Below are 22893 nucleotides of genomic sequence, written 5' to 3' on the forward strand. Positions count from 1 at the left end.
TTCCGCCGGAAAGTCGAGGCTGGAATTACCGACCCAAGCCCATCCGTTGCATTGCCGCACGCAGCGCATGACCGGGTAGAATGCCAAAACATTTGGCATAGCGCGGCACCATACGAGCGGGTTGCCCCAGTGTGCGCCACAGCCATTCCATCGCGATCTTGCGTACCCAAGCAGGTGCCCGTTCTTGCGCGCCGGAAAAGAAATCCAAACCTGCGCCGATAGATGCAAAGCCGATCTCGGGCGTCACGTCGCGCCCTTTGGCGGCGAACTCTTCCTGCTTGGGTGCACCAAGCGCGATGAAGCACAGGCGAACGCCAGCGCTTTGCAGCTCTTTAAGGATCGCCTCGGCATCCGCGCCTTTGGGATCAAACCCGAACGGCGGTGCGATGGTCGAGACGACCTTCAGCCCCTCGACTTGGCGCTCAAGATACTCTGCCGCGGCCTTCAACGTGTCATCCGTGCTGCCCACCAGTCCGACAGGCGCACCCACCTGCGCGGCAATCCGGCACAGCGGAATGATCGCGTCCGATCCCGGGATCAGTTCGACAGGTTTACCGGCAATCTTGGACAGCCACACAATCGGATTGCCATCGGCCACAACAATATCCTGCGCGGCATAAGCCGCTTGGAATGGCTTCGATGTCCGTAGCTTCACCAGATGATCAAGGTTCAACGTCGCCATAGCAAAGCCCTGACCCGACGACAACCGCGCACGCACCTGATCGTGCAGGTCTTTCACTGTCGGGGTGTTCACCCGAACCTGATATGTGCCGACCTTGAAATCCAAACCACGTCCCCTGCGTTGGGTGCCAATCGTTATCTTCGTTTCATGCAAACTTCAGAAGCCCGCGTCCAGCGCCTGCATCGCATCCGCGCATCACAACAGGTTTTTTCGCAACAAACCCTGATCTTTCACGGTGGAATTGATAGAATTACCAAACTTCGCCGAATTCAGGCCATTTTCTTCTGAGTACAAAGTTTTTTAGCGCGTTACGGACGAAACAAGGCATCCGCAGAATGATCGACAGGATTGGACAGACGATACGCCCCCTGTCTTGGGCAAAGGGGCGGGATGGATCGTGATGCGTGATCAGGATAAATCCGTCGCGATCATCGGATGTGGCTTTGTCGCCGATCTGTACATGCGGTCGCTACAAACCTTTCCCGATATCCGCGTAACCGGCGTCTGGGATCACGACGCCGCGCGTCTGGCTGCGTTCTGCGCCCATTGGGGCCTGTCCGCCGCGCCGGACCAAACAGCGCTTCTGGACATGCTACCGAAAGACGGCGTTGTGCTGAACCTAACGAACCCAGGCGCGCATTTCGAGGTGAACAGCGCCTGCCTGAATGCGGGCCATCATGTGTACTGCGAAAAGCCGCTGGCCATGACGGTGGCCGAGGCAAAAACGCTAACCGATCTGGCGGCGTCCAAGGGCCTGCAACTGGCCAGTGCCCCCTGTTCGGTACTGGGTGAAGCGGCGCAAACACTGGGCCAAGCTATTCGCAATGGCACGGCGGGCACCCCCCGCGCGATCTATGCGGAACTGGATGACGGTTTCGTCCCACAAGCCCCCTTCCGCAAATGGATGACCGAAAGCGGCGCGCCGTGGCCTTTTGAGGATGAATTCCGTGTCGGCTGTACGCTAGAGCACGCGGGCTATTACCTAAGCTGGTTTCTGGCATGGTTTGGCGGCGTCCGGTCTGTCACCGCCGCCTCGGCCGAGGTGATCCCCGACAAGGCGGGCACAGGACCCTTCGCGCCTGATCTGTCCGTCGCCACCCTGTTTTTCGAAAACGGCCCCGTGACACGGCTGACCTGTTCTATTGTGGCCCCCCATGACCACGGCCTGAAAGTGATCGGCGACAATGGCGTTCTGACCTGCAACGCCGCATGGGATAACAGTGCCAAAATCCGCTATGCCCGCCGCATGACCGTGCGCCGGAAACTGCTGGAACACCCGTTCCCGAAACGCCTGCGCATCGCGGGCGAAACCCACCCGAAAACGGGGCGCTGGGGCGCAGCCAGCATGAACTTTGCCCTTGGCCCTGCCGAAATGCTGGACGCCATCGCAGAAGACCGCCCGTCCCGTTTGTCGGGCAACTATGCGTTGCATCTGACCGAGGTGACGCTTGCCATACAGAACGCAGGCGATGACACGGGCGCGCAGAAAATGACCACCACTTGCCAGCCGATGGAGCCGATGCCTTGGGCGACGTAAACCGTATTCTTGTTACCGGCGGCGCAGGGTATCTTGGCCGCGCTATTGTGTCTGAAGCCCGCAAAAACGGTATCGCCGTCACGGCCATCGTGCGCAGCAAATATCCCCTGTCGTGGAAAAATGATGACGGCATCCGCATCGTGAACGCCGATCTGGCGGAATTCGACGTACAGGAAACCTTGGCCGCTGCTGCCTCGGATGCCGACGTGATCGTGCATGCCGCCGGTCACATGGGCAACGAAAAGGCCCCGCACGACCGCGACACGCTGCGCGCCACCGATCATTTGCTGAAGGCCCTGGAAAACGCCCCCGCACGGCGTTTTGTTCTGGTCAGTTCGATGTCGGTCTATGACTATCTGACGGTCAAACCCGGCGGCACCGTGACCGAGGCGACCAAGGTTGAATCCCCCGACAAGGCGCGTGATGTCTACACGGCGTCCAAGTTGCGGCAGGAACATCTGTGTCAGGTGTTTTGCGAACAGGACGGACGCGGGTTGTGGATGCTGCGGATCGGTCTGGTCTATTCCAAGGATCAGTTATCAACCGCCCACACCGGTCAAAAATTCGGGCCTGTAATGGTGCAGGTCGGTAAAAAGGGCGAGGTCCCCGTCGTCCATGTTCACATGGCAGCCAAAGCGATCATTGCAGCGGTTCTGACCGATCCGGACGGCACAAAGGCGCTGAATATCCTTGATGATGACCGCCCCAGCCGCCTGCGCGTTATTGATGCCATCGGTGACAAAGGCGGGCCACGATTTGCGGTGCAGGTGTCCTTCCCCACGGCTTTGGTTCTGGCCAAACTGGCGCGGCCCTTTGCGCGCTACGTACCGGGACTTTTGAAAGAACGCATTCTGCGGGCGCGGATGATGGAGCTGAAGTACCCTAACGACGCCATGCACAAGGCGCTGAACGTCTCAAGCGACACGACCTTTGAAGAGCTGATGCAGATCCCTGCCGAGGATGCCGCATGAGCCTGCGCAAGATCGCATATCTGACGGGCGAATACCCCCGCGCCTCTGACACCTTCATCCAGCGAGAGGTCGCGTCCCTGCGCGATCTGGGGCACGAGGTTCAGACATGTTCGATCCGGCGCACAGGCGTTGAACATCTGGTCGGCCCCGAACAGCGCAGCGACCAGGCCCAGACATTCCACGTTCTGGAAGCCGTGAAATCGACCCTATTCTTGCGCGCATTGGGTCAAAACCTGCGCCAGCCTGCACGGTTTCTGTCCGCGCTAAAGCTTGCATGGTCCACGGCGCCCAAGGGCATCAAGGGCCGCCTGTACCAGATGATCTATCTGGCCGAGGCGATGGTGCTGGCGACCAAGCTGCAGGACGCGGGCGTTACCCATCTGCACAACCATATCGCCAAGGCATCCTGCACCGTGGCGATGCTGGCATCGCATCTGTCGGGCATCCCCTACAGCTTTACGATCCACGGCCCCGACATCTTTTTCGAACCGCATCACTGGCGGATTGATGAAAAGGCGGCGCGCGCCAAGTTTGTGGCCTGCATTTCCAACTTTGCCCGCTCGCAACTGATGTGTTTCGCCAAACCCGCCGATTGGGACCGTTTCCATATCGTCCATTGCGGTATCCAGCCTAACCGCTACACCCCGACTGACGTCACCGAGCCGCACCTTCTGTTCGTCGGTCGTCTGGCCGGTGTCAAAGGCGTACCAATCCTGTTGCAGTCGGTCGCCGATCTGGCCGCAGATATCCCCGCCCTCCGACTAACCCTGATCGGCGATGGACCAGATCGGGCCGAATTAGAGACGAAAGCACGTGATCTGGGCATCGCCGACCGCTGCGATTTCGTTGGGTACAAATCCCAGTCCGAAGTGGCCGAGGCACTGACCAAAGCATCTGTTTTCGTCCTGCCCAGCTTTGCCGAAGGCGTGCCCGTTGTTTTGATGGAGGCGATGGCGGCAGGCGTCCCCGTGTTGACCACCCGCATCGCTGGCATCCCAGAGCTGGTCGAAGATGGCGTATCGGGAAAACTCGTCGCGCCTGGCGATACGGACGCGCTGACAGGGGCACTGAAAGACCTGCTTTCCCCCTCGACAGACCGTCATACCATGGGTCAGGCAGGCCGCGACAAGGTCACACAAGACTTCAACATCGCCACAGAGGCCGCAAAACTGTCGGCCCTGTTCCAAGGGGATCTGCATGAGCGTGGTTGACGCCATTCTGATCGGCCGCAACGAAGGGGCCCGCATCGAAGCGTCGCTTGCCAGCCTGAAGGGCCAAGCGCGGCGGATCATCTTTGTGGACAGTGGATCAACAGATGACAGCGTCGCCAAGGCGCGCGCCGCAGGTGTCGAGGTCGTGGAACTGGACAACTCCATCCCCCACTCTGCCGCTCGCGCCCGTAACGCCGGTTTTGCAGCGGCCATGGCCCATGACACGCCCCCCGATTACGTGCAGTTCATTGATGGCGATTGCCAGACGATCGCCGGCTGGGTCGCCAAGGGCGCTGCCTTTCTGGATGCCAATCCGGGTCATTATCTGGTCACAGGCTGGACCCGCGAAATCAACCGCGATGCGTCGGTCTATAACCAGATGTGCGATGTCGAATGGCTTCGTCCTGCTGGCCCCATTCAGGCATGCAGCGGCAATATGATGGTCCGCGCCAGCGCCTTTGATCAGATCGGCGGCTTCAACATGGCCGTGATCGCGGCAGAGGATGACGACCTTTGCGTGCGGCTGGCCAAAGCTGGCGGCAAGCTGGAACGCATCCCCGAAGACATGACGCGCCACGATGCGGCGACCTACAAGTTCAGCCAGTGGTGGCGACGTGCCGAACGGACCGGCCATGGTTTTGGTCAGGTGGGCCATCTGCACCCCGATTATTTCGTGCGCGAACGGCAACGGATGCTGATCTACGCGCTGGCCGTGCCGCTCGCGACCTTGGTTCTGCTGGCCTTGATTGGCTGGCCTGCCTTGCTGCTGTTGTTGATCTATCCGCTGAACTGGTGGCGCACGGCCAAGGGGCTGATGGCAGAAGGACTGCCTGCATCCGAGGCGCGCCGTCACGCGGTCTTGCTGACCATTTCCAAATTTCCGAACCTGCAGGGATACCTTCGTTTCCATCTTCGCAGGCTCACCGGCGCGGACATGCGCCTGATCGAGTACAAGTAAGGGGCCAGATATGTCCGATCCGATACGCGTAGGTTTGATTGGCGCAGGCTATATCGCCACATGGCATGCCGAGGCGCTGCGCGACACCCGTGGTGTTACAGTCGCCGCCGTTGCCGACACATCCCGCGCCGCCGCCGAGGGGTTGGCCGCAGCGTTCGGCGCGCAGGCGTTCGGGTCGGTGGACGAGCTGATCGAAAGCGGCACATGCGATGCTGTGCACATCCTGACGCCGCCGCATATCCACAAAGACATCGCCATCCAGTGCCTGAACGCAGGCCTGCACGTGACCGTTGAAAAGCCTGTCGCCACAAGCGCCGATGACACCCGCGCCATGACAAAAGCGGCGGAAAAATCCGGCGCGCGGTTTCACCCTGGCCATAACTTCCTTGGCCTGCCGTCCTATGAACGGCTGAAGGACATGGTTACCGATGGCACATTGGGCCGTGTATCATCAGCAGAACTGACATGGGCATTGCCCTTGGCACCCTTGCGGTCCGGTCCCTATAACCTCTGGCTGCTACGCGAACCGCGCAATCTGCTGTTGGAACTAGGCCCGCACCTGATGGCCTTTGCTGTCGATCTGTTCGGGCCTGTCACGGTTGAGCACACGATCCTGTCCAAACCCGTGGACCTGCCCGGCGACGACACACGCCCCCAGATGTTCCGCATTCTGGCAAGGGCGGGCGATGTTGATCTGAACATTACGGTCAGCATGGTAGAAAGCGTCGATGACCGATCTGTCACGCTGCGCGGATCATCCGGCCGTGCCCGTCTGGATTTCGCGGCCGATACGCTTGTCGTGGACCGTGAAAACACATCGGATCTGATCGTGAACCCGCTGCGCCGCCAGCTGGATATGTCGGCCCAGCATCTGCGCGAAGGGATGCGCAATCTGTTTGTGCAGACCAAATCCCTGAACAAACAAAGCGCCTATGGTCAGAGCTTTCGCGGCATGAACCGCGCGATCTATGGCAATCTGGACAAACCCGCCGACCCGCGTTTCAGCGCAGAGGCTGCCGTTCAGGTGATGCAGGCGCTGGATGATGCTTTGGCTTTGGTCCCCGCAGACCAACTGGCCGTCGCAGCCCCCGCCGTCAAAACGCGCGATCCCAAACCGACGGCGATGGTTATCGGCGGCACAGGGTTCATTGGTCGTGCGCTGACCCGCGCATTGGTGGCCCAAGGCCGCGACGTGCGCGTGCTGTCCCGTGGCAAAACCGGCCCCTTCCCCGATCTGCCGGATCAGGTGGAAACCGTCGGTGTATCCCTGAAAGACCGCGAAGGGCTGACCGATGCGATGCGGGGCATGGACGTGGTGTTCAACCTTGCCCGCGCCATGGGGACGTCTTGGGAAGACTGTCTGATCAACGATGTGGGTGTGGCCGAAACGATTGCCGAGGCGGCGATGGGCGCGGGTGTCAAACGGCTGGTCTACACCGGCACCATCGCCAGCTACGACATGTCAGACCCCAACGTGAAAATTACCGAGGATCTGGGCTTCCCCGATGATATGACCGACCGGAACCTGTATGCGCGGTCCAAGGCGGAATGCGAACGCCGCCTGATGGCCATGCACAAGGATCGCGGCCTGCCGCTGACCATCGCACGGCCCGGTATTGTGATCGGCCCCGGCGGCCCGCTGCAACACTGGGGCATCGGCCGCTGGCACGGGGCCGGTGCGGTGCGCATCTGGGGGCATGGCAACAACATCCTGCCGTTTGTTCTGAATGACGACGTAGCAGATGGCCTGATCCGCATGGCCGAAGACGACGCCGCACTGGGCGAAGACTTCAACCTTGTGGGTGAGCCGATGATGTCGGGTCGCGATTACTTTGCCGCGATCCATCAGGTCTATGGCGCCAAGCTCCGCGTTTCGGGATCAAATCTGAACCTGCTGTTCGCGGCAGATGCAGTGAAACACGTGCTGAAAAAACACGCGCTGCGCCGGACCGGCCTGACGCGCCCGTCGTTGGCCGATTGGAAAAGCCGCGCGCATTTTTCGCCGTTTGTGAATGACAAACCCAAAACCATGTTAGGTTGGGCACCAGAAGCGGATCGCAGCGCCTTTGTCGAAAAAGGGATCAAAGAGGCCAACCTGTTTGGCTTCTGATCCAGATTGTTAACAATTCTCCCGATTTCTCCGTATTTTTGACAGATTGTTCTGATGAAAGAGACGCTGTTGAGTGCAGTAAATAATCGGGTACGGGGTAAGGATTGATGACAATCCGGCCAATCATCAGCCAGAAAATGACGCCCCATTTGCGGGCGCTAAAGGTGTTGCCATGACCCAACGCCCCAAATTCACACGCAAAAAACGCGCAGGCGCTCAATCCCTCCCCGAGATCGAGCCAGCCGTTCCTGCGCCGCAAATCGATGATACAGAACGTAAGCAAGCCGAGATCAGGGCACGCCAGGCCGAAGAGGCCGCCGCTGCCGCCAAAGCACGCGCCGCTGAGGAAGAGGCCGAGCGTCAACGTCTTGCCGAACAACTGCGCCGCGTCGAAGAAGAACGAAAAGCCGAGGCTCGGCGTCAGGCCGAAGCTGAACAAGCTGCAGCCGCTCAATCAGCCCAGCCCGAACCCGAATACGTTCCCGACGCCCCTACGCTGAGCGATTGGGACAGTTTGGGAACCGTTTCGCTGGATGCCGCGACGCTGGATCGCCACCGTATCATCACGGGCACGCGCAAAGACGGCGCGCACACGACATTCGACGTGCTGCGCACCCGTTTGCTTCAGGCGCTGTCGGAAAAGGGCTGGAAGCGCGTTGCCATCACCTCGCCCACGCAAGGTTGTGGCAAAACATTCACAGCGGCCAATCTGGCGCTGAGCCTGTCGCGTCAGGAAAATTGCCGAACGCTGCTGTTGGATTTTGACATGCGCCGCCCGTCGCTGGCCAAAGTGCTGGGCGTTCAGAACCCCGGATCCATCGGCGAGATGCTTCGAGGTACCAAAGACCCGCAGGACCACATCAAACGGTTGGGCCCGAACACGCTACATGCGGGTCAGAACATTGCGTTCGGATTGAACGATTCCGCCGAATCCTACGCCTCGGAACTGCTGCTTGATCCCCGCACAGGGGCCGCACTGGACGATCTTGAAGAACGGCTGAATCCGGACGTCATCCTGTTTGATCTGCCGCCCGCCCTGTTTTCAGACGACGTTCTGGCGCTGCAACCGCATCTGGATGGCGTTTTGCTGGTTGTGGGTGGCGGTGTCACCACACAGGCCGAAATCCAAGAGGTCGAAAGCCGTCTGGGCGAAGCGACGCCCCTATTGGGCATCGTCCTGAACAAGGCCGAAGGCGTGCACAGCGCGAATTACGAATACTTCTGACGGATCAGTTGCCCGCCCGCATCGGGAGGATTCGACCCAGCAAGCCTTCCGGCCCGAACACATAGACAATCGCTGCGCCCAACCCGAGCAGTAGCGCAAAGATGCGTCCAACCCATTTCCACCGATTGTTCCGATCATCGCGTTTTGTGGTGATCACCGGAATGGACACCACGGGTTTGACACCCAGTGCGCGTTCAAGTTGGGCCGCAGTGCGGATCGCGGGGTTCAGCAGCTCCAGAACAAAGGCCACACCCAGCGCCAGCATGCCGGACCCCAGAATACCGGCGACCATGATTTTCAGCGCGCTGGTGGAAATGGGTGCCTCGGGTACCATGGCGGCTTCTAGCACATCCATACGTGCGGACTGCTGCTGAGCTTCCAGCATCTGTTCCATCTGCGCATCCGAACGGCGCTGTGTGACGATGGTGTACTGTTCCTGCAATTGGGCAAGATCACGTTCCAATGCATCCAGACGGCGCTCGACCTCGGGGGAACGGGCCATCGCCTCTTCGATCTCGGAAATACGGGTTTCGACAACGTTGCGCTGCTGGATCAACAGTGCGACCTGCTGCTCAACGACACCTTCGCGCTGACGGCCGGTACTGTTTTGCAGCGTCACAATTTCCTGATCAAGTTCCAGCTTGGTGTCTTCCAGCGTCGCCAGTTGATCGCGCAGGGCGGTTTGGGCGGTGGGCAGTGCATCCGTATTGGCGGATTTAAACGCCGAAATTTCGGCTGCGGCCTTGTCGATATCTGTGCTGAGACGATCCTGTTCCGCATCAAAGAAGCTGAGCGCATCACGGGCCTGCGCCAGTCCCTGTTCACGGGCCTGTTCAATCACGGATGTCATCAGATCGTTGGCAACGGCAGCGGCCTTTTCAGGATCACCCAGCTGCACCGTAATGCGAAGACCCGACGGCGGGATATCTGTCTGCCATGGCTGCGCACCTGCGCGGATTTGTTCCACCAGAACGGACTGACGCATTTCGAATACGCGTTCGATCATCGACAGGCTGGGATCCATGAACAGATCATAGCGATCCATGATCTCGATCAGGTTATCGCGGGCCATCATCTGCTGTTCGATCAACCGCACCTGACGGGCGGGATCGCGTTGTTGGCGGACAGGCATGCCGATGCGCACCGGCTCTTCGATCCGTGCATCCTGAATCTGGATGACAGAGATAGCCTGATACAGCTTAGGCTGGGATTTCGCGAACATGGCAGCCGCAAGGCAGCCCAGCACGAAAATGGGAATAATCACCCAAGTACGACGGCGAATTGCCGCGAGGAATTCCCCGAGGCTTTGAAACTGGTTCATCCACTATGCTCCCGCAAAGTCGCCCCCATTGCGTTCGGAAGTTGCGAATCCCTATCTGAAGAGATTTCGCCATCTTCACGCCACAATCTATCGGAACGGCCCCTTAAAAGCCACAATCCAAACGGGCGGAATCGGAAACAGTGCATTTCCAAAACCTTCGTTTTCTCAGGACTTTACGTGTAAAAATGACGCGCTCAGCGCGCACAATGACAGCCACATATCACCGACATTCCACTGCAAGACAGGCAGGCAATCCCCCTTCTTGAAGGGCGGAACGGGGCGCGCGAAACGCAGGCATTTGCCACCATCCGTCAGTTCAAGTGCTCCAAAGCCGAAAACGGTACGGCTAAGGTTATACTGCGCCTTGTAAGCCGCTTCTTTCAATGAAAACAAACGGGTAGCTGCAATTCCGTGATCATCGGAAATCTGGTCCAGCTCTTTCTTGGTCCCGATTTCGCGCCGTAGGCTGATGTCCAGACTGCCCGCATCTTCCAGGTCGATACCCAGCCCTGCGTAATCCTCGGAATCGCCGGTGATCGCGATGCAGGCAGTGCCGGTGTGGCTGATGCTACCAACGGTGCCCGCAGGCCAGACCGGCGCGCGGTCTTCGGCCATCGGGATGGACACACCGGGCAGCCCCATTTGCGCCAAGGCCATACGTGCGGCGACTCGGCCAGCGGCAAATTCGGCGCGGCGACCGGACACGGCACGCAGAACAGCGGCCTCTTCCACAGGGTGCAACGGCGGGTGAACCGCCCCCGGATCAGCAACAGAGACCGTCAATCGACCCGGAAAGTCGATCAAGGACAGGTGCTGTTCCAGATCACAGATGGACATAACTTATACCTTCCGGCGCGCGCGCATTTCACGACGTCGCGCCATTGCATCCCGGCGCGATTGCGCACGATCATTTTCCGCAGGCGCATCCTGTGTAGCGGGCTCTGGCGCAGTTGTTGGCGACAGTTCTGCCACCCGCGCCGCAAGCGCAGACAGGGTGGGCGCGCGGAAGATGTCCGTAATCGCAAGCTTGGGTACCTTCAACCCGTCACGGATCGCGCGATGCGCCTGAACCGCCAGCAGTGAATGCCCGCCAAGGTCAAAGAAACTGTCGCGGGGGTCGATCTGATCCACGCCCAAGATCTCGCTCCAGATCGCGGCGATCTGTGCGGTGATACGGACGGTGTCGCCTTGCCCTTTGGCGGCAACAGGCGCAGGACGCGAGGCCGGTTTCGCCGGTGCCTTCCGCTTCTGTTCTGGTGCAGGCAGCGCACCGCGATCGACCTTTTTGTTAGGCGTCAGCGGAAAGGCCGACAGGTTCACAAACCGGCTGGGCACCATGAAGCTGGGCAGATCCTCGGACAGCTTGGCATTCAGCACGTTTTCCGCCTGTTCAGAGCCTGTGTAGTACCCCACCAGACGCAGATCACCTGGCTGGTCTTCGCGCGCCATGACAACCGCCTGACGCACGCCTTTCACGGCCTCAAGCCGCGCTTCAATCTCACCCAGTTCGATCCGGAAGCCGCGCAGCTTCACTTGGTGATCCACACGGCCGATAAATTCGATCCGGCCATCGCCACGACGGCGCACCAGATCGCCAGTGCGATACATCCGTCCACCGTGGAACGGGTTTTCGACGAACCGCTCGGCTGTCAGTTCCGCATGGTTCCAATAGCCACGCGTGACACCCGTACCGCCGATCCACAATTCGCCCTCGGCGCCGATACCGACAGGGGTCTGCGCGTCGTCCAAAACGTAAAGCTGGGTGTTGGCGATGGGCAGACCGACGTTGACCACGGCCTCGGTCCCGCCTGCCGCTTGGGTAGACGACCAGATCGTTGTTTCGGTCGGGCCGTACATGTTGGTGACTGTCGCATCCGTCGCCTTGGCCAGATCGGCAACCAACGCACCGGGCAGCGCCTCGCCCCCGAGGAACAGATGCTTGACCCGCGACAGGGCAAAGCGCGCCTCGTCGTTCATAGCAATCATCCGCATCATCGACGGCGTGCATTGCAGATGCGTCACGTCATGGCGCACAATCTGCGCCGCGAGCGAGAAGTCGTCTGCCGCAGGCCCACTGACCGTTTTGCTTTGCGCCACCACCTTGGCCAAGGGCCGCAAGCCCGCCAGAACCGTATCGGTCGGAATGCCGTAATCGATCAGGCAGGCGACTTCGGTCACGCCGATCTTTTGCAGGTCACGCACACGGTCCATCGCATCGTCCACCGTGCCGAACAGGCCCGAGTCGTTGAAGTAGCGCTCAAAGGCGAAATCCAGAATGCCCTCCAGCTCGTCCTGTTCCAGCGACCCCAGATCAAGGTCGAACGCATTCTTCGCCCCTTCGGGCTTTTTGAACGCAGGGAAGGCCCAAGCGTATTGCTTGATCAGACCCGCAGCCGAACGCAGGTAATCCTTCATCGGCTCGCGCGCGATCTCCTGCGCCTCTTCCCGCGTGTCGGCAAGGAAGGTGTGCAGCATCAGGGTGACCTTGTGATCCTTGGGATCGTGGCCCGCGTCTTTCAGCGCCTGATGGTAGAGTTTGATCTTGTCCGCGACCTCATCCACGCTTTGGCCCAGCAGGTGGGTCAGAACGTTTGCACCGATGGTGCCCGCTTCGCGCCATGTCTCGGGGTTACCCGCCGTTGTCACCCAAACCGGCAGCTTGGCCGACACAGGGCGCGGCTGAGTGACGACCTCGTGCATCGTGCCGTCCTTGCGCTGGAACGGCACAGGTTCGCCCGCCCAAAGCTTGCGCAATGTGTCGATGGTCTCGAACATCGCAGGCTTGTTGTTCGGCGGCGTGTTTTCGGGGCGCAGTACAAAGTCATCCGGCTGCCAGCCACTGGCAATGGCCAGACCGGCGCGCCCATCGGTCAGGTTGTCGATCACCGCCCATTCTTCGGCAATTCGCGCGGGGTGATGCAACGGCGCGACACAGCTACCAGCACGCACGCCGATATTCTTGGTCACCGCCGCTACAGCCGCCCCTGTGACCGAAGGGTTCGGATAGGGCCCGCCGAAGGCATGGAAATGGCGTTCAGGCGTCCAGACCGCGCAGAAGCCATGTTCATCGCCAAACTTAGCCCCTTCCAGCAACAGGTCGTATTTGTGATGGGTCCGCCCGTCGTCGTTGCCCCAATAGTACAGCGAAAACTCCATCCCGCCGTCATTGCCCAGCGCACCGCCGGAAATCATCGCGCGGTCTTCGTCGGACGCGATCACAACGCGGAAACCTCGGGCGGTCGTGTAGAACAGTTCAAGCACCGAGATGTCGAAGCTGAGCGATGTAACGGCCAGCCACGTGCCGCCGTGATCGGGCACCACCGCATCCATCCCGCAATAGAAGTTCGCGACATTGCGATGTTCGATCATCACGCCTTTGGGCAGGCCGGTCGAACCCGAGGTGTAGATCAGATAGGCCAGATCATCCGGACCGCTGGTGTCACCCAGATTGGTGCCGTCCTGCTGGGCTGCACGCGGATCAGTGTCGATCGCCAGAACCTCGGCATCGTGATCGGGCAGTTGCGCCAGAAGATCGGACTGGGTCAGCACGACCTTGGCACCACTGTCAGACACGAAGTGGCGCAGGCGGTCGGCGGGATAGGTCGGGTCCATCGGTAGATAGGCACCACCAGCCTTCAGGATCGCCAAAGCACCCACCATCAGGTCAAACGACCGGCGGCAACACAGGCCGACAACGGTGTCCGCCTCGACGCCCATATCAACCAGCACACGCGCCAAACGGTTCGCCGCCGCGTTCAGATCAGCGTAGGTCAGGCTCTGATCCTCGAACACCAGCGCGATGGCATCGGGTGTTTTGGCGACCTGTGCTTCAAACAGGCGATGCATCGGTTGATCGGTGAAATCCGTGGTCGTGTCGTTCCAGCCGTTCAGAACCAGATCGCGTTCAATTTCGGTCAGGGCATCATTATCGGCCTGAAGACGTGCGCCAATGGCGTTGGCGTAAAGCTCGGGGATGCGGCCGCTGTCATAGTGAAGAACGGTCTTGTCGCCGGACATTTCGATGGTCAGGGGAATACCCGCGACCGCACCCGCGTTATCCGACACCGCAATATCCGGAAGCCCCATGTCGGCCAGCGCAGGGTCGCGCAGCATCAGGTCCAAGGCAAAGGTTTTGCGCTGTAACAGAGCCTGTTTTCGATCATTGAAGTCGTCAGAGATCTGAACCGGAACCCATGGCGACAACAGGCCCTGACTATCTGGAACGTCACTGTGCTGGAACGCCAACAAACCGCCGCCCAGTGTCGCCACCAATCGACCGACCGCAGCCATTGGATCGTTCACATCATTCAGGATCAGGGTCTGGGTACGGCCTGTATCGGGTAGCAGTCCGGGGACGCGGGCAAAGGGCGCTTTGGCCAGGGCGCGACGCCAAGTGGCATCGTTTTTAGCGATATCCGGCAGGTCAATGTCTTCGAAGGCGTCCAGCATATCGCCAGCCTTGGCGATGCTTTCGGGCTGGATGGTTGCACCATCCAGACAGCGCAGGCCACTGATCCGCAGCGCATCCGTTCCGCAGGCCACGGTCAGCGTATCGGAGCAGGCGGACAGAACCTGACCAGCGTCACCTCTGCCATCAACAACGGCGACCGAACCGACCGCGTAGAACGTGCCGCCCATGCGCAATTTCGGCACACAGAGCGGATTCCAATAGTCGCCGTGATCCAAAGCACGCACCAAACGTTCCAACTCGGCCGCAGGGCGCGACAGGTCCAACCAACCGTTCGACGCCGGACGATCCGCTAACGCGTGATAGCTGCGCAGGGCGAGGTTCTGCTTCACCCGACGCGGCGCGTCCGAGGACAGTTCCTCCATCACCTCGTCAAAGCTTTCCATTGCTGCGGCAAAGCAGCTGGTGTTCAGGCTAAGCGCCGTATCGCTGGCGGACACGGCCACGTTGCGGGCGACGATGATGTCGCCTTCGTCAATACCACCTTCGATAAAATGCCACGTGATCCCGTGCTGCTTTTCGCCCTCGATCAACGCCCAGACAGGGGCGTTCAGACCGGCATGGCGCGGCAGTGGCCCGTCGTGGAAATTGACAGCCCCGCGCTTGGGAAGCGCCAGAAGGTCGTCAGGAATGATATCAAGGTTCGCAACGCTCAGAAGCCAGTCAAACGGCTGCCCCGCCAATTGCTGCGCCGCATCACGTGTGAGGGGTTGCACCGGCAGGCCATTGTCGCGCGCCCAATCCGCGACCCCATCAGCGCGCGTAAAGACGGCCACCACGTTATGCCCCGCCGCCAGCAGCTTGGCCCCGCAATGCTGGGTCAGCGTATCGTTACCGATCAGAATACAGGAAAACATGGTCTAAGACCTCACTGAGTCATTGGGGATGGCCGGCACCTTGGACGGGGGCAGCGGCGCAGCGATGTGCCAAAGGGCATGCCGCAGCAAATCGGACAAGAAACGGGGCGGGTCGATCTGGGATTTGCCCGTCAACATGCGGCGCAGACGCCAGATTAGGCCGCCCATAATATGGGCCACCGTCGCACCGATGGCATAGGCGCGCCCATGATGTTTCACGAAGTAATACCAGCGGCTGTCCAGCCAGTAGTCGGGGATGCGTTTCCAGCTACCCATGCCAGTGGATTGCGACCCGATATGCATCACCTTGCTTTCGGCGACATGGTCCACGCCCCAGCCTGCACCCTGCACACGGGCGCACAAATCGGTTTCTTCGAAATACAGAAAGTACGTCTCGTCAAACAGGCCGACCTGTTGCAAAACCTTGTCACGCATCATCAGGGAACAACCTGCGATCCATTCAACTGGCCCTGTCTTTTCCAACCCGAAAATAGGCACTGTATAGGCGGAAAGCAGACGCGAAATTGGACCGGTCCGCGCCGCACCTTCGAATTCCGAAAAGATGGTCGGAAAGCGGAAAGCGGTCAGTTGCCGATCCATTTCCGACCCGTGAATTTCCGATCCAGCAAATCCCACCTCGGGGTGGTTTTCCAGATGCCGAACAAGCGCACAGATCGCGCCCTTTTCGGGGAAGGCATCGGAATTCAGGATATAGACGTAATCGGGCCGCGACCCGTCACTTAGCCCTGCTTTGATGCCGACGTTGTTGCCAAAGCCGAACCCGCCATTGTGACCGGACTGGATGACGCGCACAGGGCAGATGTCTTTCCAATCGGCCTCGGCGATCCATTGCTTCAACTGCTCTTCGGACCCGTCACCTGAATCGTTGTCGACGATCAGAATCTCGCCCTTCAGATCTTCCATCGCATAGGCAGCCGCCATCGCCGCGCCCAGCGTCATCTGCGCACTGCGCCAGTTCAGGATGATGGTCAGAACAGTCGGCGTCGTCATGGCTGATCACTCCGCCGCCTGCGAGGCAAAGGGCAACACGGTGCCATGGCCTGCATCAGACGCTTCGGCCAGTTTGATCACTCTGCGCATTTCGGCCCCCAGAACGCGCACGTTAGGCTCAAGCACCATCGAGTCGTGATCGCCCGGAACTTCGCAGACCTCGATCTGTGGCGTGTACTGCCCCCAGTCATTGTCATGGAACAGATAAGCCCGTTCATCATCGACAAACCGCCCGTTGGACACAGACCATTTGCCGCGCAGTGGCGGACGGAACAGGACCATACGGCCATCGCGCGGCTTCATCTGGTAAGTCGCGACAGCGGAAAGGAACGATGCCTCGATCTCGGCATCGTGGAATGCGCCGGTTTCTTCGGTCGCCTCGAACTCACGCCGTTTACGGAGTTCCCATGCGATGCGGTTTTTGGCCCAGATAAACGGATAAGCGACGCCCTTTTTGCGCAGCTCTGCGATCTGGATCAGCATCCGGTCTTTCCATTCCAGCGGACGGCGCTGGGGTAGCGGTGTATCCAGCAGAACGACCAGCGCAACCTCGTCGCCCATCGCCTCAAGCTGGTGAGCCATTTCATAGGCGGTGATCCCGCCACCCGAGAAGCCGCCAAGCAAATAGGGCCCTTCTGGCTGTACTTGCTTCAGCTCTGCAATGTAATCCCGCGCGGCTTCGGTGATCGTTTTATGTGGCTCTTCATCGCCATAAAGCCCGCGCGCCTGAAGGCCGTAGAAGCGGCGTTCATTGCCAAGCAGGTGCGCCAGATGGCGCAGGTTCAGGACGTTGCCGAACATGCCAGCGACAAGGAAGAATGGCGTCTTTGGACCGCCTTCGCCATCGTGCATCGCCACCAGATGGCGGAAGCGGCGTTCGGGATGTTTGGTTTTCGGCTTATCCGACGCATCGCCCGCCTGCCCCGTGTCACCCACACGTTCGGCAATCAGCGCGGCGCAGGCGCGGATGGTCGGTGCCTCGAACAGGATCGAGATGGGGAATTCGGTGCGATAAGCTTTCTTGACCATCGCGAACAGACGCACCGCGATCAGGGAATGCCCGCCAAGGTCAAAGAACCCGTCGTCGATGCCCACGTTCCGTACGCCCAGCAGTTCCTCCCAGAAACCGGCAAGGGTCCGTTCGATATCCGTTTCCGGCGCGGCATAGTCGCCTTCCAGTTCGGGGCGATCAAAGCTCTGACTCGGGCCGCTGGACTCGACATGATCAGCCTGACGGGTCAGCGCATCCAGATCCATTGACGACACAACGATCTGCGGATCACCCAGCGCCAGAACCCGCGCAAAGGCGCTGACGCCTTCTTCGGGGCGAATGCCTTGGGACAGGTTGTGGTTCAGGCGTTCCTCGGCAGGGGACAGCGGGTGATGGCCCTGCTTCATATCAGTCTCTATTTCGGCCTCAGACAGCTTTTGCGGCGCACCAAGGCGCGTGGTGCTGTCCAGCTTGCGGATGTTGAAATTCTCGATCTCGACCAGCACGGTTCCGTCGGGATCGGTCAGCGTGATGTTAAAGCTCGCGCTTTCCCCACCTGCGCGGTTTTCACCGGCGTTGCGCATCCAACTGACGATCTGCGACGACAACGGCCCATAGACGCGAACACGGCCATAGGACACGGGCACCCACAGATTCTGGGGCGCATAGCCTTCTATCAGCTCCATGGCCCAGCCCGTGGCGATATCCAGCAACGCGGGATGCAGCAGATAGCCCGCATCGTCCTGCGCCGCGATAGGCAGCGACAGATCAGCTATCGCCTCGTCCCTACCAAAGGCCTTGGTGTCCAGCACCTGCCAGCGCGGGCCGAAATCCAGATGTTCGCCCTGCCCTGTGCCCAGCTTGCCCCCGTCTGAGGCCTGCTGAACCGCACCACACTGGGCACGGATCGCTTTCAGGTCCAGCGGTTGAACCGGCGGTAGGGGACGCAAGGCAATCTGACCTTGCGCACACAGCGCATGGCCGGATTTTTTGCCAACCTTGGCGTTGCCCAATACCTCGAACCCATAGCCCGCATCGTCACGCTTCAGGCGCAGTTTCATCTGGCGCGGGTCGCCTTCGGTCACGGTCAATGGCCGCAGGAAAGTCAGGTCACGCAGTTCGAAACTCTGTCCTTCGCCCTGCGCGGCCATCGCGTGGGCGGCAAGTGTCAGGTAGCCCGTACCAGGCAACAGCGCGTCGCCCGCACGGGTGCGGTGTTCATCAATGAACCAGTCATCCAGCGAATATTCCGCGGTGAAAATCCTGTTTCCGTCCTGATCGAATGTCGCCTTGTCCAGCATCGGCTGGGCAACATCCTCGACCGGCACCTCAACATCGGCGCCCAAGCGCGCAGCGACCGCATCGGCGGCCATACCGACCTCGGACCAGATGCCCCAGTTCAGCGCCTGAACCCGCGTCTGGCCCCCTCCGCGGGACTGGGCAAAGGCGTTCAGGTATTCGTTTGCGGCAACATAATCGACCTGACCTACGGGTGCTGTGACCGTCGACGAAGACGAGAACAGCACCATCCAGTCGCACGCCCCGTCAGGAAAGACCTGACCCAGCACGTCGGTGCCGTGCAGCTTGGCGGTGAAGACGTCTTCGATACTAGAGGATGTCTTGGTCACCAGCGGCGCATCCGCAATGACACCAGCGCCATGGATCACGCCTGTGATGCGCCCGAATTGTTTTTCGGCGGCGTCTTTGGCGCGTTGCATCGCGGCCTGATTACAAACGTCCGCCTCGGCCACCATGACGGTCGCGCCCAGACCCTCTAATTCCTCGACCGCACGGATGCGCTGTGCCACGCGGTCTTGCGGGGCGTGGCGGCGCAGGTATTGCGCCCATGTCTGACGGTCCGGCAGGCCTTCACGTGCGACCAGAACCAGATTGGCCCCCTTGGTCGCCAGATCACGCGCAAGGCTAAGACCGATACCGCCGAAGCCACCCGTAATCAGCACTGTTTCGGCAGTAATAGAGCCTGTTTTTGGCAGTTTGCGCGGTAGCATTGCCCGTTCAAAGCGCTTCGCCCCCCGCAACGCGGCGATGCGGTTAGACGGTGCAATCAGCAACTCTTCCAGCACACGTTCGACCAGCGCGCCTTTGGCGGTCTCAACCCGCGTGGCCTCGCCACCCGATTTCCAGAATGGCACATCTTCGGCAACCGGCAGCACGACATCAAAGGTGCTGACAGTCACGCCCTGCAATTCACGTGGAATCACGCGCGCGGGGCCTGCGATGGTGGCCTTCTTGGGATAAGTCAGCGCCTCGTCCCGTACCTTGGCAGCACCGTTGGTGATGACCGTCATATGCATCGCACGCGGCAGGTTTTCATCTGAGATCGCCTGTGCGAGGAACAGCAGCGAATAGAAGCCGTGCTCCTGTTGACGATGCGTGAAACTGGACCCCGGGCGGTGCCCTTCGTCCTGTGTCAGCAGCCAGAAATGCGCGATGCGGTTCGGCACGACACCGTTGGCCAGCAGGTCTTTGATCAGCAGATCATAGCCTTCGCGACCCCGTTCGGGCGCAAGCGAGTAACGATCATCAGATACCCGCGCAAACAGGTCGCCTACGCGCACCTCGACCACCGTGTGACCAGCCCTGCGCAACGATGCCGCCGCTTTTGATGCAATGCCACCGTCATCCATGAACATCAGCCATGTCTGCGGTTCGGACCGGTTCAGATCGGTGGTGACATCGACCTCAACCTCGGCCGCGCGCGGACGCCAGACAGGGGCCCAGCCCCAATCCTGAATATCCTCGATCCGAGACAGGAATTCCGGCGCAGTGGTGGCCTGCGCCTGACCGGGTTCGATGAAATACTGGCTGCGCTGGAAGGCATATGTCGGCAGCGGTACACGCTGACGCGGCACATCGGCCCAGACCTGTTCCCAGTCAACATCAACGCTCAGCGCCCAGAAACGTCCAAGCACCTCAAAAAAGAAACGGTCATCGGCGATATCATCATCAGGATGGCGGAGCGACGACAGGATTTGCTGCGCAGGCATCGCGCCATGCATCCGCGACAGCGATGACAGCGCGCGGCCCGGTCCAACCTCGATCAGTACGCGGTTTTGTTCCTCGGCCAGCGTGGCGACGCAATCAGCGAAATGGACGGTATTGCGCAGGTGTTCGACCCAATAATCAGGCGAGGTCGCCTGTTCATCCGTCATCCAGTCGCCCGTGCGATTAGACGTCAGCGGGATTTGCGGCGGGTGCAGCTCAATGCTTTGCAGATAGGCGCGGAAATCGTCCAGAATAGGCTCTAACATGCGGCTATGTGCGGCAATGTCGATAGCAATGCGCTGGTATTCAACACCATCAGTGGTAAGGCGTTTTTCCAGCGTGTCCAAGGCATGCTGCGGGCCAGAGGCGACGGACAGATCAGGCGCGTTGACGGCCCCCAGATCAAGGTCATCACCCAGATAAGCCCCCAGTTGCGCGGCAGGCAGATTGACTGACAACATGCCCCCAGCGGGCACCGTATCGAACAGTTTGCCACGCAGATGGACAAGGCCGATGCAGTCCTCGAACGACATGACACCAGCCACACAGGCGGCGGTGTTTTCGCCCATCGAATGACCTGCCAGCGCGGCAGGATGCACACCCCAGCTTTCCCAAAGCTTGGCCAGCGCGACCTCGACGATCAAGATCAGGGGAAGCTGTACAGACGGTGTTAGCAGCTTTTCATTCGCGGCCTCTTCGCCACCGTTTTCAGGCAGCCAGACAGCGCGGGGGTCTTCGTCGGTCAGCGTGTCCAACTTGGCAAGACCGCGATCCATCCATTCGGCGAAAACAGGCTCTGTTTCGTACAAATCCCGCGCCATACCCGCGTATTGCGCCCCGCCACCGGGGAACATGAACGCGACGTCAGGATTGGACAGTGCGGTGTGGCTGTGCACACGGCGGGGGTTGTCCTGTTCTAGCAGATCGGCGGCCTCGGCATGGCTGGTCGCCACAACGACACGGCGGCGATCAAAGGCGCGACGGCCCTCTTTCAAGGTAAAGGCAATGTCAGCGAGCGGCTGGTCCGGTTGCGCCCGCAGGTGCGCCGCCAGACGTTGGGTGTTTTCATCCAGCGCGGCCTTGTTCCGCCCCGAGATCGTCAGGATCTGGAACGGGAACACGCTGTCCTCAGACACGGCGCGCGCGGGGGCCTCTTGCAACACCGCATGCGCATTGGTGCCGCCGACGCCCAGCGAATTCACACCCGCCCGACGCGGGTGATCTGCTTCGCGCCATTCGGTCAGCGTGTCATTCACGCGGAAGGGCGAGGTTTCGAAATCGATCGAGGGGTTCGGTGCCTCGTACCCCAAGGACGGCGGCATCTGTTTGTTGTACAGCGCCAAGGCCGTCTTGATCAGACTGGCCGATCCGGCAGCCGTGTCCAGATGACCGATGTTGGTTTTCACCGACCCGATCCGGCAGAAGCCCGCCTGATCGGTGGTTTCACGGAACGCCTGTGTCAGGGCCGCGACCTCAATCGGGTCGCCCAGATAGGTGCCGGTGCCGTGGCATTCGACGTAATCGATGGTGTCCGCCGGCGCATCCGCAATTGCCAACGCCTCGGAAATCGCGGCGGCCTGTCCGTCGACCGATGGCGCCAGATAGCCTGCCTTGGCCGCGCCATCGTTGTTCACCGCCGTGCCGCGAATGACCGCCCAGATATGGTCGCCGTCTGCAATCGCATCATCCAAGCGGCGCAGCACCACCACACCAGTGCCCGAGCCAAAGACAGTGCCCTGCGCGCGGTGATCAAAGGCGTGGCATTGCCCGTCCGGCGACAGGATTTCGTTTTCTTTGTAGAGATAGCCACGGTTCTGGGGCAGCTCGATCGTGACACCGCCCGCAATCGCCATATCGCATTCGCCATTCAACAACGCCTGCGATGCATAATGCGTGGCAACCAAAGACGTGGAACACGCCGTCTGGATGTTGATCGACGGGCCTTTTAGATCCAGTACATGGCTAAGGCGCGTTGTCAGGAAATCTTTGTCGTTCCCTGTGTGCCGCAACAGGAACATGCCCGTGTTTTCCACCAGATCGGGGTTCGAACACAGATTGAAGTACAGATAGCTGCCCATACCGCAGCCCGCAAAGACGCCGACCTGACCGGGGAAGTTTTCGGGTACGTGACCAGCGTTTTCCAACGCCTCCCACGCGGTTTCCAGAAAACGGCGGTGCTGGGGATCAAGGATCGCGGCCTCTTTCGGCGAAAACCCGAAGAACTCCGCATCGAAACGGTCAAACCCGTCCAGAGGTGCTGCAAACGGAACATAGTTGCGATGACGTAGGCGGCCTTTGTCTTCCCCTGCCTCAAGCAGTTCCTGTTCGGTTAACTTCCGGATAGAGGACACGCCATTGCGCAGATTGCGCCAGTAGGCTGCAATCGACTCGGCCCCTGGCAAATGAGAGGCCATACCAACAATGGCAATATCGCTGCCGCTTCTACTCTGCGGCTGATCTTCAAACGTCATACTCACAATGTCCTGCGGCACTCTCGTCGTAACCTATGTGGCAAATTTGGACGAAATGCGGCGACAAGGGGATA

The 22893-nt window shown here is 60.2% G+C and carries 12 protein-coding genes; 6 read left to right on the top strand and 6 right to left on the bottom strand.

Annotated features, from left to right (window positions below; translation table 11 throughout):
• Positions 1-25: 25 nt before the first annotated feature.
• Complete coding sequence (locus C4S59_RS11335) at positions 26-787, bottom strand: WecB/TagA/CpsF family glycosyltransferase (protein ID WP_103910615.1); 762 nt, start codon at positions 785-787, stop codon at positions 26-28.
• Positions 788-1082: 295 nt separating this feature from the next.
• On the opposite strand from C4S59_RS11335, the gene C4S59_RS11340 reads away from it, so the two are divergent.
• From C4S59_RS11340 to C4S59_RS11365, 6 genes are all read left to right on the top strand, one after another.
• Positions 1083-2219: a Gfo/Idh/MocA family protein gene (locus C4S59_RS11340; protein WP_103910846.1), complete on the top strand. Its 1137-nt coding sequence runs from the start codon at positions 1083-1085 to the stop codon at positions 2217-2219.
• On the top strand, positions 2207-3190 hold the full coding sequence (locus tag C4S59_RS11345; protein ID WP_160006840.1) for an NAD-dependent epimerase/dehydratase family protein: 984 nt from the start codon (positions 2207-2209) through the stop codon (positions 3188-3190). Before C4S59_RS11340 ends, C4S59_RS11345 begins: the two co-directional genes overlap by 13 nt.
• On the top strand, positions 3187-4401 hold the full coding sequence (locus C4S59_RS11350) for a glycosyltransferase (protein ID WP_103910617.1): 1215 nt from the start codon (positions 3187-3189) through the stop codon (positions 4399-4401). The genes C4S59_RS11345 and C4S59_RS11350 overlap by 4 nt, the downstream gene beginning before the upstream one ends.
• A complete protein-coding gene (locus C4S59_RS11355; protein WP_103910618.1) occupies positions 4388-5359 on the top strand; it encodes a glycosyltransferase in 972 nt (323 codons plus the stop codon). The genes C4S59_RS11350 and C4S59_RS11355 overlap by 14 nt, the downstream gene beginning before the upstream one ends.
• 10 nt (positions 5360-5369) lie before the next feature.
• Positions 5370-7469 carry an NAD-dependent epimerase/dehydratase family protein gene (locus C4S59_RS11360; RefSeq protein ID WP_103910619.1) on the top strand — a complete coding sequence of 700 codons (2100 nt, stop codon included), beginning with the start codon at positions 5370-5372 and terminating at the stop codon, positions 7467-7469.
• Positions 7470-7641: 172 nt separating this feature from the next.
• Positions 7642-8694 (top strand): CpsD/CapB family tyrosine-protein kinase, encoded by a 1053-nt coding sequence (locus C4S59_RS11365; RefSeq protein WP_103910620.1) that lies wholly within the window; start codon positions 7642-7644, stop codon positions 8692-8694.
• Positions 8695-8698: 4 nt separating this feature from the next.
• Here C4S59_RS11365 and C4S59_RS11370 read toward each other — a convergent pair whose 3' ends face one another.
• The 5 genes from C4S59_RS11370 to C4S59_RS11390 form a co-directional block, all read right to left on the bottom strand.
• On the bottom strand, positions 8699-10015 hold the full coding sequence (locus C4S59_RS11370) for a GumC family protein (protein ID WP_103910621.1): 1317 nt from the start codon (positions 10013-10015) through the stop codon (positions 8699-8701).
• A gap of 165 nt (positions 10016-10180) precedes the next feature.
• Entirely contained in the window at positions 10181-10852 is a 672-nt protein-coding gene (locus C4S59_RS11375; protein ID WP_103910622.1) for a 4'-phosphopantetheinyl transferase family protein, read from the bottom strand.
• A gap of 3 nt (positions 10853-10855) precedes the next feature.
• Positions 10856-15340, bottom strand: a complete 4485-nt coding sequence (locus C4S59_RS11380; RefSeq protein ID WP_103910623.1) for a MupA/Atu3671 family FMN-dependent luciferase-like monooxygenase — start codon at positions 15338-15340, stop codon at positions 10856-10858.
• Between the two features lie 3 nt (positions 15341-15343).
• Positions 15344-16351, bottom strand: coding sequence for a glycosyltransferase (locus tag C4S59_RS11385; RefSeq protein WP_103910624.1), 1008 nt, complete (start codon positions 16349-16351; stop codon positions 15344-15346).
• 6 nt (positions 16352-16357) lie between these two features.
• Positions 16358-22819 (bottom strand): type I polyketide synthase, encoded by a 6462-nt coding sequence (locus C4S59_RS11390; RefSeq protein WP_103910625.1) that lies wholly within the window; start codon positions 22817-22819, stop codon positions 16358-16360.
• Between the last annotated feature and the right edge of the window lie 74 nt (positions 22820-22893).

The sequence above is a fragment of the Thalassococcus halodurans genome (assembly GCF_900108225.1).
Taxonomy (GTDB): Bacteria; Pseudomonadota; Alphaproteobacteria; order Rhodobacterales; family Rhodobacteraceae; genus Thalassococcus; species Thalassococcus halodurans.